We start from the raw sequence: 16,916 nt of genomic DNA on the forward strand, positions 1-16,916 counted from the left end.
GAAATTTTATCTGCGCTGTGAAAGGCAGCGTCGATGAAAACACATATCCTTATCACCGGCGCCTCGCGCGGAATTGGCGCCGCAATCGCCGCAAGCTTTGACCCAGCCACAATAAAGGTGGTTGCCCTGTCCAGTCAGGATGGTGACCTGAATGATCCGGCGGTTCCCGCGCGGCTTTGGGCAAAGGCGCTTGAAGGCTTGGATGGTCGCATTGACGTCCTCATCAACAATGCAGGCGTCTTTGAAGTGAACGCCGTTTGCCGGCCAGACGATGAATGGCTGGCAAGCTGGAACCGCACCATGCAGATTAACCTGACCGCTAGCGCGGATTTATGCCGCCGCGCGGTGCTGCATTGGCAGGCCAGTGGCGCATCAGGCCGGATCGTTAACATCGCCAGCCGCGCCGCACATCGCGGCGATAGCCCCGCCCATTGGCATTATGCCGCATCAAAAGCGGGCATGGTCGCGATGACCAAAACCATCGCGCGCGCTTATGCGAAAGAGGGTATTTATGCCTTCGCCATCTGCCCCGGATTCACCATGACGGGCATGGCCGAAGAATATCTGGAAAGCCGCGGCGGCGATAAATTGCTGGCCGATATCCCCTTGGGCAAGGTCGCCGACCCCGAAGAGGTCGCGATCATGGCGAAGTTCTGCGCTTTGGAAGCGCCACCGTCCATGACCGGCGCGGTACTCGACGTAAATGGCGCAAGCTATGTCCGGTAATTGGAAGGTCCGGTTTCCCTGCACCCGTGCAGAAGCCGAAGCCATGCATGAGGATGATGAATGGCTGGCGTCGCTCGATCCCATGCCCACCATAGTGGCGGACGAGGTTGAGGCGTTTAATGACGACAAATGGCGCTTGGATGCCTATTTTGCGGTTGAACCAGATCAAGCGGTTATCGCGGCAATCCACAATCGCTTAAACAGTGCTGCAAAGGCAAAACCTGTTATTGAAAAGCTCCCCGATGCCGACTGGGTCGTGTTGAGCCAACAAGGTTTGAAGCCCGTCCATGCGGGGCGTTTTTATGTCCACACCAGTTCCAACAAGGGCATTGTGCCCAAGGGCGCAACGCCATTCCTGATTGAGGCAAGCCGCGCCTTTGGCACGGGCGGTCATGAAACGACCAGCGGTTGCCTGATGATGCTCGATAGCATGAAACAGACTGGCAAACGGTTCGATATGATCGCCGATATTGGCACGGGCACGGGCTTGCTTGCCTTTGCCGCACATCGGCTTTGGCCAAAGGCGTATCTGACGGCCTCCGACATTGATCCGGTCAGCGTCGACGTCACCGCAGATAATGCGCATGCCAATAATGTCCCCTGTGGCGTCTCTCAGGGGCAACTCGCGCTTTGTGTGGCCGAAGGCACCGCGCACCCACTTGTCATCTCACGGGCGCCCTACGACCTTGTAACGGCCAATATACTTGCTGGCCCCTTGATTGAGCTTGCACCGTCCATTGCGAATATACTGTGCGACAATGGTTCATTGATATTGGCGGGGCTCCTGAATACGCAGGCGAAATCTGTGTTGCGCGCCTATAAGCGGCAGGGTTTCCGTCTTGAAAGGCGGGTTGACTGCGGCGACTGGCCCTGTCTGTGGCTGGTAAAGCGCAGAAGTTATGGTTGGAAACGTCCCGTTCGGGCCTCTGGTCGCACAAGCCAACCCCCCGGAGATTTTGGAACATGGTAGAAAAGCAGCATTGCGCCACCCGAGCGCCGTGTTGCTACCTTGAGCCTTAATTGGGTTTGCCAGTCGGCCTCCCTTGGTCAGCGACCGGCCCCCTTCGCATAGGCTTGCGTCCCGCGCGTGCGCAGCATGTCATCTGCCAAGATTTCACCGGCCTTTATGTCGGGAAGTGTTTCTAGCTTCGCATATAATGGCGCAAAGTCCGTTTCCACCGTGACATTGAGCAATTCGTCGATGCTCGAAATCACAAAATAACTCTGCTGAAAATCGTCAATCCGATAATGCGTGCGCATGACCCGAAGCAAATCAAACGCGATCCGGTTCGGGCTGGGGTCGTCCAAAGCAAAGACGCTTTCGGCATAGCTTGACACTATCCCTGCGCCATAAATGCGCAGTCCATCGGGTTGCTGGATCAAGCCAAACTCGACGGTATACCAATATAGCCGCGCCAGATGGTCTAATGCGCCAAAGCCAAGCGACCGCAACCCGCCCTTGCCATAAGCCACCATATAATCGGCAAACACTGGGTCCGCCAGCATCGGCACATGTCCAAAGACATCGTGAAAGACATCTGGCTCTTGCAGATAATCCAGCTGCTCCGGCGTCCGGATAAAGTTGCCAGCGGGGAAACGGCGGTTTGCCAGATGGTCAAAAAACACATCGTCCGGAACAAGGCCGGGCACAGCGACGATCTGCCAGCCCGTCGCCGCCATCAAACGCGCGTTCAGTTCGCGATAATCGGGAATGCCGGGGCGGGAGAGTTTCAGCACATCAATGCCGCGCATGAACGCATCAGCAGCGCGCCCCGGCAGCATGGCGGTTTGCCGCGCAAACAGGCGGTCCCACATGCCATGCTCATCCGCGCTGAACTTTTCCCAATTTTGGGGCACTGTCCAGTCGGCATGCGCGCCTGCGGGCGGCGTATCAAAAACGTGGCTATTTGGGTCCATGCAAACTGGTTACACTTGAAACCATATTATGGCAACAGCAACTGCTGGAACCTATCGCGCTTGCCCGGTGAACGCCGCGTTTTGCCGATAGGCGGGATAGGCCCCAGCCTGCGCTGGGGCGACGGTGATAAGAAAGCAAGTTTCTCCCAAATGTCATGCTGAACTCGGTTCAGCATCCATCGTGCCACATAGACCGCAGTTTTAGGCTGATAAATGGACCCTGAAACAAGTTCAGGGTGACGGTCTGAGGGGGGCGGTGACGGTCGGGGGATGACGGTCGGGGGTCGGGGGTCGGGGGTCGGGGGTCGGGGGTCGGGGGATGACGATCTGGGAGGCGACGGGATGTGGTCGGGACGTTTTGCCGCCGCCCCATGCCGACAGCATTAAGCGTTTTGCACGATATTTGCCCATTCGGCTTCATCAATAACCTGAATACCAAGCGCATTAGCCTGTTTCAGTTTCGACCCAGCGCCGGGGCCGGCCACAACGAGATCGGTTTTTGCGCTGACGGAGCCGGCCGACTTTGCCCCCAACGCCTCGGCCTGTGCCTTGGCTTCATCGCGGCTCATCGTTTCCAATTTTCCGGTGAAAACAATATTTTTGCCTGTCCACGCGCTTTCGCGGATGTTGGAAACATAAGGTGGCGGTTGCACCGCGTTCAAAAGGTCGGTCCAAACGGACAGATTATGCGGTTCGTGGAAAAAATCACCCAATGCCTCGGCCACCGCGCCGCCGACCCCATCTATCGCGGTGACATCCGCAATCGCGGCTTCATCGGCCTGTGCAAGCCTTAGGCCGACCTTGCCGATTTCCTCGACGGATCCAAACGCCTTGAACAAATCCCGCGCCGTGACCGTTCCAATATGGCGGATTCCCAAACCAAAAAGCAGTTTTGCGCCGTCGGGCGCACGCTTTGCCTCAATCGCCGCCAACAGGTTATCCACAGACTTATCCTGCCAGCCATCACGCAACAATATGGCAGCACGGCGCTGCCGGAGGCGGAATATATCCGCAGGGCTTTCCAGCCAGCCCAGATCAAAAAATTCCTGAATGGTTTTCTCGCCCAGCCCTTCAATATCGAGCGCGCCACGGCTGACAAAATGGATGAGGCGTTGCACCCGTTGCGCGGGGCAAATCAATCCGGCCGTGCAGCGCACATCGACTTCGCCCTCTTCGGCCACCGCTTCGGAACCACATTCTGGGCAATGCGCTGGAAATTCATAGGCCGAACGCGCCGTTTCACGGGTCAAATTCTCAACAATCTGGGGAATGACATCCCCTGCCCTTTGCACCACAACCCGATCGCCGGGACGCACGCCAAGGCGTGCAATTTCGTCGCGGTTGTGCAAAGTCACATTGGACACAACCACACCGCCGACCGTGACGGGCATCAGGCGGCCAACCGGCGTCAGCTTGCCCGTTCTGCCAACCTGAATATCGATCTGCTCCAGCGTCGTTTCTGCGCGCTCTGCGGGGAATTTATGTGCAATCGCCCAGCGCGGCGATTTAGCGACAAAGCCAAGCCGTTCTTGCCATTCCAAACGGTCCACCTTGTAAACAACGCCATCAATATCATAAGGCAAATCGGCGCGGCGGCGTTCGATGTCGGCATAATGCGCCAGAACGTCTGCGGTGTCTCCAAAGCGGCGCAGCAAGGGCGATATCGGCACGCCCCAAGCGGCAATCGACGCCATCACCTGGTTTTGTGTATCGGCGGGCAGCGCGCTCACATCCCCCCAGCCATGTGCCAAAAAGCGCAAGGGGCGCGATGCCGTAACCTTTGCATCCTTTTGCCGCAAAGACCCCGCAGCCGCATTGCGCGGGTTGGCGAACAGCTTTCCCCCTTTGGCCATTTGTGCATCGTTAATCGCCGCAAAGTCAGATTTCGCCATATAGACTTCGCCGCGTATTTCGAAGACCTCTGGCACATCACCGTTCAGCTTTTGCGGGATGTCAGCGATATAAGCGACGTTGGCGGTAACGTCCTCTCCCACACTGCCATCGCCGCGCGTCGCGGCCTGTTTGAGCGCCCCATGCTCATAACGCAGCGACAACGAAAGCCCGTCAATCTTGTCCTCCGCCGTTAACGCGACCTCTGCGTCAGCGGGCAAGTTTAAGAAGCGTCGCACGCGCGCGACAAAGTCATACACATCTTGCGCCACAAAGGCGTTGTCGAGGCTCATCATCCTCTTGGCATGGGTGATTTTTTGGAGGCCAGAGCCTTCGACCGCCGCCCCCACTTGCGTGTTGGGGCTATCGGCGCGGACAAGGTGCGGAAATGCAGCCTCTAGCGCATTATTACGCTGCACAAGGGCGTCATATTCCGCGTCGGAAATTTCGGGTACATCTTCGGCGTGATAGCGCTTATTGTGGTACGATATCTGTTTCGCCAACCGCATCAGCTCGTTGGCAGCATCCGCCTCAGATGTCACTCACTGGCTCCATTGACAGGATTAGCCACGTCAAACGCCACCCGGAATAACCGGTTCGGGCGTGCCAATTCATAGGTCAATGTCTGGCCCGGAGCGATTTCAAATGCCCAAACATTGGTGTTCGAAACCGTGCGGCCTTCTTTGGTAAACATCGCTTTGGAATAGGCATCGACAGGAAATTCCTGACGCATGGCCGTTCCCACTTGCGCGGTGTCGCCGCCATATTGCGATACGGGGTCTTCGGTGCCGTTTTTTAACATATGGCGATGTTTTAGGCGCAGGCCGCTGTCGGTCCGCGTGATGATCCATGTGCGCGAACGGTCTTCGCCAACGTCGAACGAAATCTGGATTTCGCGGTCGGTGCAGGTGCGGACATGGGCCTGCATCTTGGCCGTGGCAAAGCTCGCGTCGCTGTCATCGCCAGCGGCCAATGTGCCATGGAAGCTTTTGCCGCACAGCGTCGACATTTGCGTAAAAAACTGGTCCGCCGGTTGTGCCGAAGCTTGCGGCGTTGCATAAGCATAAGCGCTTGCCGACAAAGCCATCAAAATCCCAAATATCTTCATACAATCTCCAAAAGCCGAACAGCCTGCGCCCTTGCCTCATCTGTTATCTCTGCGCCGGACAGCATACGGGCGATTTCTTGGCGGCGCGCTTCGGCATCCAGCAAGATAACACCTGTCCGCGTCACCGTGCCTTGGCTCGATTTCGCGATAAAATAATGCGCCTTCCCCTTGGCCGCGACCTGCGGGCTGTGCGTGACGGCAAGCAATTGTGTGCGGGTCGCAAGCCGCGCAAGGCGTTCGCCAATCGCCGCAGCAACGGCGCCGCCAACGCCGCGATCAATTTCGTCGAAGATAATCGTGGCGGCTCCGCCCTCTTCGGCCAATGCGACTTTCAACGCCAAGATGAAACGGGACAATTCCCCGCCCGATGCGATCTTCGCCAAGGGCGCAAAGGGCGCGCCAGGGTTGGTCGAAATCAGAAACTCGACACGGTCCATGCCATAAGCCGTCCAGCGGTCCTCCGGCAATCTCTCCACCGCCGTCTGAAACTGCGCAGCATCAAGCTTTAATGGCGCAAGTTCATTTTTCACAGCGGCATCCAACTTCACCGCAGCCGCGTTACGGACCGCAGACAAGGCGTTTGCGGACCCGACATAGGCGTTGTGCTTGGCCGCGACTTCGGCTTCCAACACAGCCAATCCCTCGCCACCTGCCTGTATCGACTGCAACTGCGCCGTCATTTTTTCCTGCAGCGCGATGATGCCGTCGGGCGCAATATTATGCTTGCGGGCCAGTGCGCGCAGTTCAAACAAGCGCTCCTCAATCTCATCAAGCCGTGCAGGCTCATATTCAATCGCGCGCGCGGCGGCGTTTAACTTATCCTCGGCCTCGCTCGCCTCAATCACCGCGCGGTCAAGCGCGGTCAGCGCCTCTGCCAATAACGGGTGCGCGTCGGCCAGACGGTCCAGCTTGCGCGCCGCCCCCCGGATCAGCGACAGGCCGCTTTTCGGGCCGTCAAAACTTTCCAGCACGGCCTTCAAGTCCTCGGCAATGCGCTCGCCTTTTTGCATGTCCGACCGCTCGCCAGCGAGTTGTTCTTCTTCGCCGGGTTGAGGCTGAAACGCGGCAAGCTCAGCCACGGCATGCTCCAGCCATTCGCGGTCGCGCGCGGCGTTTTCGAGCGCCTCACGGGCAATATCCAAACGCGATTTTGCATCCTGCCACGCGGCAAAATTGGCCGACACGGTTGCGGTGTCACTTCGGCCAAAGGCGTCCAGCAATCCGCGATGCCCCCGCGGGTTGAGCATGCCGCGATCATCATGCTGGCCGTGGATCTCCACCAACGCAGCGCCGAGCTCCCGCAAAAGCGCTGCTGAACAAGGCTGGTCGTTGATAAATGCCTTGCTGCCGCCATCTGCCTTCACCGAGCGGCGGATGATTAAAGGCTCATCGCTATCGATATCAATGTCATTGTCGGCAAGGAAGGCCGCGACATGGGCCGGCGCATCAAAGCTCGCGGTAACTTGCGCTTTGTCCGCGCCTGACCGGACCAAGCCGCTATCGGCGCGCGCACCAAGGGCAAGACCAAGCGCGTCCAGCAATATGGATTTACCTGCCCCAGTCTCACCCGTGAGCACACCAAGCCCGCCTGCAAACTCCAAGTCCAGTGCCTCGATCAGCACGACATCGCGGATCGAAAGCCCCGTTAGCATGGCATTACGCGGCGGGCGCGTTCTTCTGTATCAGGTTATAGGCACGCGCATACCATTCGCTGCCGGGATAATTGGCACCCAAAACGGCCGCTGCCTTCTTCGCCTCTTCCGGCACACCCATGGCAAGATAGCTTTCGGTCAAACGATACAGCGCCTCTGGTGTGTGGGTCGTCGTGTCATATTTATCGATCACCTCACGAAAGCGCACGGATGACGCAAGCCACAAGGCACGACGTTGGTAGAAACGACCAATTTCCATTTCCTTGCCGGCCAAATGGTCGCGAACAAGGTCAATCTTCAACGTGGCATCCGACGCATAACGCGAATTGGGGTAGCGGCGCTGCACCTCACCCAAAGCGGCCAATGCTTGCTCCGAAATCTTCTGGTCACGCGTCACATCGCTGATCTGCTCATAATAAGACAAAGCAATCAGATAATAAGCGTAGCCCGCATCCTTGTTGCCCGGATGGATCGACAGGAAACGGCGCGACGATTGGATCGACTCGTTGTATTTCTGCGCCATATAATAGCTAAATGCGCTCATAAGCTGCGAACGGCGCGCCCATGGTGAATAAGGATGCTGACGCTCGACCTCGTCAAATAACGCCGCTGCGACTTCATATTGCTTCTTATCAAGCTTATCCTTTGCAGCCGTATACAGCGTATTGACGTCGCGTGCGACATAACGGGTGTTGCTACCCGGCTTTGCCCCGCCACCACCTAGACCGAGCGCAGCGCACCCAGAAAGCAAGGAAGATGCGGCCAATACCGCGACGGGCATAAGGAATTTTTTGTTCATGAATGTTCCCTAGATAATCTTGTCCGCCCCGCCAAGCCTTTTGCTTGGCACGGCGCATAAACACGCAAACAGCGTGGCCGAAATATTGTGTATCGGCGATGAACTGTTGCCCCAATGGCCACAAAAAATGTGCCGCCGCTTCTGCGAAAGTGTGGCGAGGTACGCCGGGCAGAAATGCGGCACCATTCAGGGCTTCAAACAAGCCGTCCATCTGTGTTGCAATATGGTCAGGATAGCAAAATGAATTGCCGTCTTTGGCCGTCCTCACGGTCCGGTATTTGCCTGCCCATATATAGACGTCCTGAAATAGATGGCGGTGTACGGCACAATAATGCGCAGGGTCGAATTTACCTTCGGGTAAGGGTTCCTCCGCTCGAATTGATAACATTTCGAGTTCGAAACCTTCAAGTGCATCAGGGTCGCGCAGCCCTGCTCTGTTTTTGAGAACGAAGCTTCCCTTGAAGCAATATGGGTCTTCAAAGCTGTCGTAAGCGCTCCCGCTCACAATTATCGTGCGGCTCGATAGGCACGGATGATTTCAGCGCGGCGTTCATCATTGTTAAGGCCCTTGGCTTTCAAGTCCGCAAGACGATTCTTGCTTGCAGCACTTAGCTTCAGTCCTTCGACTGCAGTAATTGCGGCGAAGGCCTTGGTGCCGATGACGGATTTTGAACGCTGCCGTTTCATAGAATTAATCTGCCATAATGCTGGTGAATTCCCAAACAAAAAAGGGGCCGCCGAAGCCGCCCCTTTTCTCTCTTGCCTTTGCTAAAGCTGCGGAGGGCAGGCCCACCGTGCAGCTCGCTGGCTGTTTTTGTTTAATCCTTCAAGAAAGCTGGCACATGGTCGGGGTCGCCTCCGCCCTTGTTTTCGCCTTCTGAACGCTCTTGGCGTGGGCCACGGTCGCCGCGGCCTTCACCACGTCCGCCATCACGGCGTGGGCCACGGTCGCCACGGCCTTCACCGCGTCCACCACCGCCGCCTTCACGACGGGGACCACGATCGCTGCGCTCGCTCTTTTCGCGGGGCGGGCGTGTGTCTTCCAGCTCTTCACCGGTTTCCTGATCAACGACGCGCATCGACAGGCGAACCTTGCCGCGTGGGTCGATTTCAAGAACCTTGACCTTAACGTCCATGCCTTCGCTGACGACGTCCGTAACCTTCTCAACGCGCTCATTGCGCATTTCGCTGACGTGGACGAGACCGTCCTTGCCACCCATGAAGTTTACGAATGCGCCGAAATCAACCAGATTGACGACCTTGCCGTCATAAATCTTGCCAACTTCTGCTTCTTCAACGATGCCCGAAATCCACTTACGAGCGGCTTCGATTTGCGCAATGTCGGACGATGAAATCTTGATGAGACCTTCGTCATCAATGTCGACCTTTGCACCGGTAGTCGCAACGATTTCACGAATGACCTTGCCGCCAGTACCGATGATGTCGCGGATCTTCGCTTTGTCGATCTGCATCGTTTCGATACGAGGCGCATGCGCCGACAATTCGCCACGGGCTTCGCCCAATGCCTTGGCCATTTCACCAAGGATGTGCGCGCGGCCTTCCTTGGCTTGGTTCAATGCAGCTTCAAAGATTTCGCGGGTAATACCGGCAATCTTAATGTCCATCTGCATCGTGGTGATGCCTTCAGATGTACCTGCTACCTTGAAATCCATATCGCCAAGATGATCTTCGTCGCCCAAGATATCCGACAGAACTGCGAAATCCTTGCCTTCAAGGATCAAGCCCATCGCAATACCCGAAACCGGACGTTTGATGGGAACGCCAGCGTCCATCATCGCAAGGCTTCCGCCACATACCGAAGCCATCGACGACGAACCATTGGATTCAGTAATGTCGCTGGTAATACGGATGGTGTAAGGAAACTCTTCCTTGGATGGTAATACGGCGTGCAGCGCGCGCCATGCAAGCTTACCATGGCCGATGTCGCGGCGGCTTGGTGCGCCAAAGCGACCAACTTCACCAACGCTATAGGGTGGGAAGTTGTAATGCAGCATGAAGTTTTCATAATGCAGGCCACCAAGGCCATCGATCATCTGCTCTGCGTCCTTGGTACCCAAGGTGCAGGTTGCGATGGTCTGCGTTTCACCACGGGTGAACAATGCCGAACCATGTGACCGTGGCAAGAAATGCGTTTCTGCCAGAATCGGACGGATTTGCGACGTGGTACGTCCGTCGATGCGCGTGCCGTCCTTCAGGATGGCGCCACGCACGATTTCTGCTTCCAGCTTCTTCATCAGCTTGCCTGCAGCCATCTGATCCTGCGGGCTTGCGTCGGTGAAAGCTTCCTTGGCCGCTGCGCGCGCGACATTCAGAGCGTTCGAACGTGCCGACTTGTCAGTCAACTTATACGCAGCGGCAATATCCTTGCCGATAAGCTTCTTCAGCTTGTCCTTAGCGGCTGACAAATCAGCCTGCTCTGCCATTGCCCAAGGCTCTTTCGCGGCTTGTTCTGCAAGCTTAATAATGGCCTTAACAACTTCCTTACACGCGTCATGCGCAAACAGGACAGCACCCAGCATGACTTCTTCCGAAAGCTCATTGGCTTCGGATTCCACCATCATCACCGCGTCATAAGTCGCGGCCACAACCAGGTCGAGGTCGCCTTCGGCAACCTGCGCGTCTGTTGGGTTCAGGATATATTCGCCATTCAGGTAACCCACGCGCGCTGCGCCGATGGGGCCCATGAATGGAACGCCCGAAATGGTCATGGCTGCCGATGCAGCAACAAGCGCCAATACATCAGGCTCATTCTCGCCATCATAGCTGAGAACCTGCGCGATTGCGTTGATTTCGTTATAGAAACCTTCTGGGAACAGCGGGCGAAGTGGGCGGTCGATCAAACGCGAAACCAGCGTTTCCTTTTCGGTCGCACCCCGTTCACGCTTGAAAAAGCCACCGGGAATCCGGCCGGCTGCGGAATATTTTTCTTGATAGTGAACGGTGAGCGGGAAGAAATCCTGACCATCCTTCACGGACTTTGCAGCGGTAACCGCGCAAAGCACAACAGTTTCGCCAAGCGATGCCATAACAGCGCCGTCAGCTTGACGGGCAACTTTGCCCGTTTCGAGTGTCAGGGTTTGTCCGCCCCACTCGATTGATACAGTTTTCGTATTAAACATAGATTTTCCTTTGACCCGCATGCCCAATGCGATGCGGGGCCTCTTGAGTTGCGGAAATACCGATCCGCCGCGGATGGGGCATTTTCGCGCCCCGATGACAGTCCAGCCTCATTGCTGGGATGCCCTTTTCATGCGCTCCCGAAATTCATTTTTGGAAAGGCGCAATACGCAAACGGCCCGCCGAAGCGGGCCGAGAGTGAATTTACTTACGAAGACCGAGCTTCGCGATGAGGGCGGCATAACGCGCGCCGTCAATTTTTTTCAGATAGTCGAGAAGCGAACGACGCTTGTTGACCATTTGAAGAAGACCACGACGCGAGTGATTGTCCTTGTGGTGGTCTTTGAAATGGGACGTCAGGGCATTGATACGGTCCGTCAGGATTGCAACTTGCACTTCTGGTGATCCGGTATCGTTAGGCTCGCGTGCGTGCTCTTTGATGACCTGGGCTTTACGTTCTGCAGTAATAGACATATTTTTCCTTCGAACATCATTAAGTAAGGTTAAAGCCACGGACGGTTTTCAATATCCCGTCGACGTTCTGCACCAACGCGATAGGCCGCAAATCTGCGCCCCTCGCCCAATGTAGCCCATCTTTCATGGCAATCCCGGTCAAGACGCGGCCCTGTTGGACTGCCCTTGCCTGTTCCGGGGAGAGATTAAGAGCCGGGATGTCGACCAGCCCTGCCTCTATCGGCAAGATAATGTCTTCTTGGGCGGCTCCTTGGCCGAATGCATTGAGTTTGTCCAGCGAAATCGCGCTTTCCAAGCTGAACGGCCCAGCCCGCGTGCGGCGCAGCATCGCGACATGACCAACAGTGCCAAGGGCGTAAGCGATGTCGCGGGCAAGACTTCGAATATATGTGCCTTTTGAAACATCGGCGCTAAGCGTGACGGAACCCAACGCACTCATGGTCTCGTCCATATGGATGGCGATGTCATGCACCGTCACGGCCCGTGCTTTCATCTCCACGGCCTCGCCTGCCCGCGCCAAGTCATAGGCGCGCTTACCGTCTATCTTTATCGCCGAAAAAGCAGGCGGAATTTGTTCAATGGGGCCGATAAACTGAGTAAGCACCGCTTTGACTTGCGCCAGGCTCGGGCGGATGTCGGAGGTCGCGACGATCTCCCCTTCCGCATCCAAACCGCTGGTTTCGGTGCCAAAACAGATCGTAAAATCATAGGTTTTCGATGCGTCCAGCATACGCCCGCATAATTTGGTCGCTTCGCCCAGCGCAATGGGCAGGACGCCAGTGGCCAAAGGGTCAAGCGTTCCGCCATGGCCAACCTTGACCTTGCCAAAGCCAGCGCTGCGCAAATTGCGCTTTACGGCTGCGACAGCCTGCGTTGAACCCAACCCAAGCGGTTTATCAAGGATGATCCAGCCATGCATATTGGCCTATCGCCCTGCCCGCGCCGCATTAAAATGCTTGCGGCACATGGCGATGTAGCGGTCATCCCCGCCAATTTCGGTTTGTGCGCCGTCGACCACTGCTTTTCCGAACTCATCCACGCGCAAGTTCATCGTCGCTTTGCGTCCGCAATCGCAAACGCCTTTAAGCTCAACAAGACTGTCTGCTATGCCAAGTAAGGCAGCGGAACCAGGAAATAATTCGCCTTGGAAATCCGTACGCAGGCCGTAACACACAACGGGAATGCCAGCGTCATCGGCAAGGCGCGCCGCCTGCCAAACCTGTTCCTTGCTTAAAAACTGCGCTTCGTCGATTAACACGCACGCCAAGGGCGTTTCATGGTGCTGGGCAAGTACCGCTTTTTCGATATCAGTCGTCGGTTCAAACCGGCTGGCGTCGCCGGCAAGGCCGATACGCGAGCTGATCGCGCCGAAGCCGGGCCGATCATCAATGGCCGCCGTCCAGAGCATGACTTTCATGCCGCGCTCGCCATAATTAAACGCCGCTTGCAACAAGGTCGACGATTTGCCTGCGTTCATCGATGCATAATAAAAATAGAGCTTTGCCATTATTTGCCAGCGTCCTTGATTTGAATGGGCGTTGCATCGCCAGCCTGTTTTGCGAGCTCGCGGTCAAAGGTCAGGAAACAATCATGACCCGCCGCTTCAACCAAATGAAGCATGTCACCAACATCCGCGCCGTCGGCATAGCGTGTCAAAGCCCAAGATAGGCGGGCAAGATCGGACACAACGACGTCTGGCATCGCAATAAGCGCAAGCAATGCAGTCGAAATCGCCTTTGGCGATTGATTGTATCGGGATTGCAAAAGCCACGCGGTTTCCAATATGACCGAATTGCTAACAAATGCCCCGTGCATCAATATTGCACGTGCTCGCGGCGACTGTTCGCGGTCGTCGTCCAGAAAATATCTGGCCAGAATGTTCGTATCGACAACGTCCATCTAATCGTCGAACTTGGGCGATTTTTTGAACATGTCCGCGATGGCTTGCTTTTCTTGTTCATCCGTAAAGCGGGGCCCTTCATATTGAATGGCTTGACGGACTGCCGCGTCGCATTCGGCAAAACTGCGCTTTTGGGAACCTGACGCTATTTTTAGGAACATACCGCCGCCAGATTCGATGATATCCAAGGCAGTGCCGGGCACCAGCTTAAGCCTATCGCGCACATCCTTAGGTATGACGACTTGGCCCTTTGACGATACGGTAGTTTGCTGGCTCATGAGAGGTAAGATACGTCTTACCTAAGCCTGTGTCAATCTTCACTATCGGTCAGGTCCTGTTGAACCTTTGGCTGCGCCAACAGACCCTCAATATGCGTTGCCTGGTCAAAACTGTCATCCGCCAAGAATTTTAGCTTTGCCGCATATTTCATGCTGACCCGCGACGCGACTTCCTTTTGGAAAAATGCGGTATTGGTGCGCAGGGCCTTAAGCACCTTTTCCTCATTTGCACCCAATAATGGTTTAATGAAAGCCGTTGCATGGCGTAAATCCGGGGACATGCGGACTTCGGTCACGCTTACGCTGTGGCTGTTAAGGACATCGTCATGCACTTCGTCGCGCGCGAGCAATTCGGACAATATATGCCGGAATTGCTCACCCACGCGCAGCAGGCGGACTGAGCGGCCTTCGGGACCAGTGTCGTTATGTTTAGCCATGATATTCCCCGTTCAGGGCAGATTTAGGGTCAGGATCACTTAAATCACAACGTCCGTTCACGCTCCTCGACCTCGAAGACTTCCAGCATATCGCCTGCCTTCACATCGTTGGTGTCTGCCAAGACGACGCCACATTCCATACCGGCGCGAACTTCGTCGACATTGTCCTTGAAACGGCGGAGCGATGCGATTGTGGTTTTCGATATGATGACATCTTCGCGGGTAAGACGGGCGTACAGACCCTTTTTGATCGTCCCTTCGGTGACCAACAGACCAGCCGCCTTGTCGCGTTTGCCGGACTTGAACACATCCTTGACCTCGGCGCGTCCAACAACGGTTTCGATGATTTCTGGCCCCAATTCGCCCGCCATTTCTTTGGCGATGTCCGCGGTCAGGTGATAGATCACGTCGAAATATTTCAAACGCACCCGGTCACGCTTCGCCAAGGCAGCAGCCTTGGCATTAGGACGCACGTTGAAGCCGATAAGTGGCGCATTAGACGCCGCCGCCAGCAACATGTCGGATTCGGTGATGCCACCAACGCCTGCCAGTAATACGCGGACCTTGATGTCGTCAGTCGAGATATTGTTGAGCGCGGTAACGATCGCTTCGACCGAACCTTGCACATCGCCCTTGATAACCACTGGATATTCCATCGCCCGTGTGGCGGACAGGTTATCAAACAGATTTTCAAGATTGGGCGTGACTTGCGCGGTGCGGACCTTGGTCGATTGTTCCTTGCGGTACAAAGCAACTTCACGGGCCCGCGCTTCGTTTTCAACAACGGTCAGAACGTCGCCTGCCGATGGAACACCCGTCAGGCCAAGCACTTCGACGGGGGTTGCAGGGCCTGCCTCGGCCACTTGCTGTCCCTTTTCGTTCACCAAGGCACGGACTTTACCACTTTGCGCGCCGACAACGAAGATATCTCCGCGCTTCAATGTTCCACGCTTCACAAGTACAGTTGCGACAGCACCACGGCCCTTATCAAGCTGCGCTTCGACCACAACGGCTTCTGCGGCGCGGTCTGGATTGGCTTTCAGCTCCATGACTTCGGCCTGCAATGCAAGCTTTTCAAGCAAAGTATCAAGGCCCGTTTTCTTCAACGCTGAAACCTCAACGTCCTGAACGTCGCCGCCCATAGCTTCGACCACGACCTCATGCTCCAGCAAGCGCTCGCGCACCTTTTGTGGATTTGCGCCTTCTTTATCGATCTTGTTGATCGCAACGATCATCGGCACATTTGCGGCCTTGGCATGCTTAATGGCTTCAATCGTCTGCGGCATCAGGCCATCATCGGCCGCCACCACCAGAATGACGATGTCGGTTACCGACGCGCCGCGCTGACGCATTTGCGTGAAGGCTTCATGCCCCGGTGTATCGAGGAAGGTGATGACCGAACCATCCTTTGCCTTCACCTGATACGCGCCGATATGCTGCGTTATGCCGCCAGCTTCGCCCGATACGACATTCGCACCGCGCAAGGCATCCAGCAACGACGTTTTACCATGGTCGACATGGCCCATGACGGTCACGACTGGCGGACGCGGTTTCATGGTTTCGGTGCCGTCTACATCGTCATCGTGGAAAATGTCGACATCGGCGTCCGACACGCGTGTGATGTTGTGGCCAAACTCTTCGACCAGCAATTCTGCCGTGTCTTGGTCAATGGTTTCGTTGATCGTGATAGGCATGCCCATTTTGAACAATGCCTTGACCAGATCGCTGCCTTTTTCCGCCATACGGTTGGCAAGTTCCTGCACCGTGATGGTTTCCGGCACGACCACGTCGCGGGTTTGCTTGACCTGGGCCTGACGACTACCGCCGCCATGCAGACGCTTTTCCTTCTCACGCGCACGTTTCAGCGCGGCCAGTGATCGTGCACGTGCGCCGTCATCACCCTCAAGTGCGCGGGTAACGGTGAGCTTACCGGATTGGCGGCGGTCATCGGCGGCACCACGGGTTGGGCGGTGCGGAGCCTTTTTGATTTCCTCACGCTCGCGCTCTGGGCGCTTGGGTGCTTCTACGGGTGTAAAGCGGCGCGGCGCAGGCGCGGCACCTTCTGTATTGCTTTCTTCCGCAACGGGCTCATCCACATCGGTTGCCGTCGGAACAACTACTTCAACGGCGGGTGTTGGTGGTGATGGCGGCGCTGCAGCCGCTTCCTCACGGTTAGATTGGGCGCGCTGGCGCTCTTCTTCGGCGCGCTGCGCGCGTTGTTCCGCTTCACGGCGGCTGCTTTCCTCAAGCATAGCCAAGCGCGCCTCTTCGGCCTCACGCAACAGCTTTGCCTGACGCTCCTGACGGCTGAGCATGTCATTGCCCGTGGGGCGTGGCTTTGGTTCTGGCGCGGCCGCAGGTGCCGGCGCTGCAGTTACTGGCGCCGCTGCGGGCGGCGGTGGCGGGGGTGCCGCCACTTCAGGCTCAGGCACATAACCGGGCTTACCAACAAGCTTTTTGCGCTTCACCTCAACCACAACCTTGTTGGTGCGGCCATGGCTGAAGGTCTGTTTCACTTCGCCTGACTCAAGCGAGCGGCTCAAAGTGAGCGGCTTGCGCGTCAAAGTCGGCTTATTATCATTTTCATCACTCATCGA

The 16,916-nt window shown here is 56.4% G+C and carries 17 protein-coding genes; 2 read left to right on the top strand and 15 right to left on the bottom strand.

Going from position 1 to position 16,916, the window contains the following annotated elements; all coding sequences use genetic code 11:
* Nucleotides 1-33: 33 nt before the first annotated feature.
* Nucleotides 34-726, top strand: a complete 693-nt coding sequence (locus ACILP3_RS03090) for an SDR family NAD(P)-dependent oxidoreductase (protein ID WP_395615207.1) — start codon at nucleotides 34-36, stop codon at nucleotides 724-726.
* Nucleotides 716-1,696: a 50S ribosomal protein L11 methyltransferase gene (locus tag ACILP3_RS03095; protein WP_395615208.1), complete on the top strand. Its 981-nt coding sequence runs from the start codon at nucleotides 716-718 to the stop codon at nucleotides 1,694-1,696. Before ACILP3_RS03090 ends, ACILP3_RS03095 begins: the two co-directional genes overlap by 11 nt.
* Nucleotides 1,697-1,773: 77 nt before the next feature.
* Here the strand turns inward: ACILP3_RS03095 and phhA are convergent, their stop codons facing one another.
* The 15 genes from phhA to infB form a co-directional block, all read right to left on the bottom strand.
* The gene (phhA, locus tag ACILP3_RS03100) at nucleotides 1,774-2,643 is read right to left on the bottom strand and encodes a phenylalanine 4-monooxygenase (RefSeq protein ID WP_395615209.1); all 870 of its coding nucleotides are present in this window, start codon (nucleotides 2,641-2,643) and stop codon (nucleotides 1,774-1,776) included.
* A gap of 383 nt (nucleotides 2,644-3,026) precedes the next feature.
* Complete coding sequence (ligA, locus tag ACILP3_RS03105) at nucleotides 3,027-5,042, bottom strand: NAD-dependent DNA ligase LigA (protein WP_395615265.1); 2,016 nt, start codon at nucleotides 5,040-5,042, stop codon at nucleotides 3,027-3,029.
* 29 nt (nucleotides 5,043-5,071) lie between these two features.
* Entirely contained in the window at nucleotides 5,072-5,641 is a 570-nt protein-coding gene (locus tag ACILP3_RS03110) for a hypothetical protein (RefSeq protein ID WP_395615210.1), read from the bottom strand.
* The gene (gene recN, locus ACILP3_RS03115) at nucleotides 5,638-7,293 is read right to left on the bottom strand and encodes a DNA repair protein RecN (RefSeq protein WP_395615211.1); all 1,656 of its coding nucleotides are present in this window, start codon (nucleotides 7,291-7,293) and stop codon (nucleotides 5,638-5,640) included. The genes ACILP3_RS03110 and recN overlap by 4 nt, the downstream gene beginning before the upstream one ends.
* A gap of 4 nt (nucleotides 7,294-7,297) precedes the next feature.
* A complete protein-coding gene (locus ACILP3_RS03120) occupies nucleotides 7,298-8,092 on the bottom strand; it encodes an outer membrane protein assembly factor BamD (protein WP_395615212.1) in 795 nt (264 codons plus the stop codon).
* A complete protein-coding gene (locus tag ACILP3_RS03125) occupies nucleotides 7,989-8,480 on the bottom strand; it encodes a Fic family protein (protein ID WP_395615266.1) in 492 nt (163 codons plus the stop codon). The genes ACILP3_RS03120 and ACILP3_RS03125 overlap by 104 nt, the downstream gene beginning before the upstream one ends.
* Nucleotides 8,481-8,599: 119 nt before the next feature.
* Entirely contained in the window at nucleotides 8,600-8,779 is a 180-nt protein-coding gene (locus ACILP3_RS03130) for a hypothetical protein (protein WP_395615213.1), read from the bottom strand.
* 131 nt (nucleotides 8,780-8,910) lie between these two features.
* A complete protein-coding gene (pnp, locus tag ACILP3_RS03135; protein WP_395615214.1) occupies nucleotides 8,911-11,232 on the bottom strand; it encodes a polyribonucleotide nucleotidyltransferase in 2,322 nt (773 codons plus the stop codon).
* Between the two features lie 202 nt (nucleotides 11,233-11,434).
* Nucleotides 11,435-11,704, bottom strand: a complete 270-nt coding sequence (gene rpsO / locus ACILP3_RS03140) for a 30S ribosomal protein S15 (protein WP_296201403.1) — start codon at nucleotides 11,702-11,704, stop codon at nucleotides 11,435-11,437.
* A 19-nt stretch (nucleotides 11,705-11,723) separates the two neighbouring features.
* Nucleotides 11,724-12,623, bottom strand: a complete 900-nt coding sequence (truB, locus tag ACILP3_RS03145; RefSeq protein ID WP_395615215.1) for a tRNA pseudouridine(55) synthase TruB — start codon at nucleotides 12,621-12,623, stop codon at nucleotides 11,724-11,726.
* Nucleotides 12,624-12,629: 6 nt separating this feature from the next.
* A complete protein-coding gene (locus tag ACILP3_RS03150) occupies nucleotides 12,630-13,211 on the bottom strand; it encodes a thymidine kinase (RefSeq protein WP_395615216.1) in 582 nt (193 codons plus the stop codon).
* The gene (locus tag ACILP3_RS03155; protein ID WP_395615217.1) at nucleotides 13,211-13,603 is read right to left on the bottom strand and encodes a type II toxin-antitoxin system VapC family toxin; all 393 of its coding nucleotides are present in this window, start codon (nucleotides 13,601-13,603) and stop codon (nucleotides 13,211-13,213) included. Before ACILP3_RS03155 ends, ACILP3_RS03150 begins: the two co-directional genes overlap by 1 nt.
* Complete coding sequence (locus ACILP3_RS03160; RefSeq protein WP_395615218.1) at nucleotides 13,604-13,882, bottom strand: AbrB/MazE/SpoVT family DNA-binding domain-containing protein; 279 nt, start codon at nucleotides 13,880-13,882, stop codon at nucleotides 13,604-13,606.
* 32 nt (nucleotides 13,883-13,914) lie between these two features.
* Entirely contained in the window at nucleotides 13,915-14,319 is a 405-nt protein-coding gene (rbfA, locus tag ACILP3_RS03165; RefSeq protein ID WP_395615219.1) for a 30S ribosome-binding factor RbfA, read from the bottom strand.
* 44 nt (nucleotides 14,320-14,363) lie between these two features.
* The gene (gene infB / locus ACILP3_RS03170) at nucleotides 14,364-16,913 is read right to left on the bottom strand and encodes a translation initiation factor IF-2 (protein ID WP_395615220.1); all 2,550 of its coding nucleotides are present in this window, start codon (nucleotides 16,911-16,913) and stop codon (nucleotides 14,364-14,366) included.
* Nucleotides 16,914-16,916 lie beyond the last annotated feature (3 nt).

Origin of the sequence: Sphingorhabdus sp., from assembly GCF_044239665.1 — a bacterium.
In the GTDB taxonomy this organism is placed as follows: Bacteria; Pseudomonadota; Alphaproteobacteria; order Sphingomonadales; family Sphingomonadaceae; genus Sphingorhabdus_B.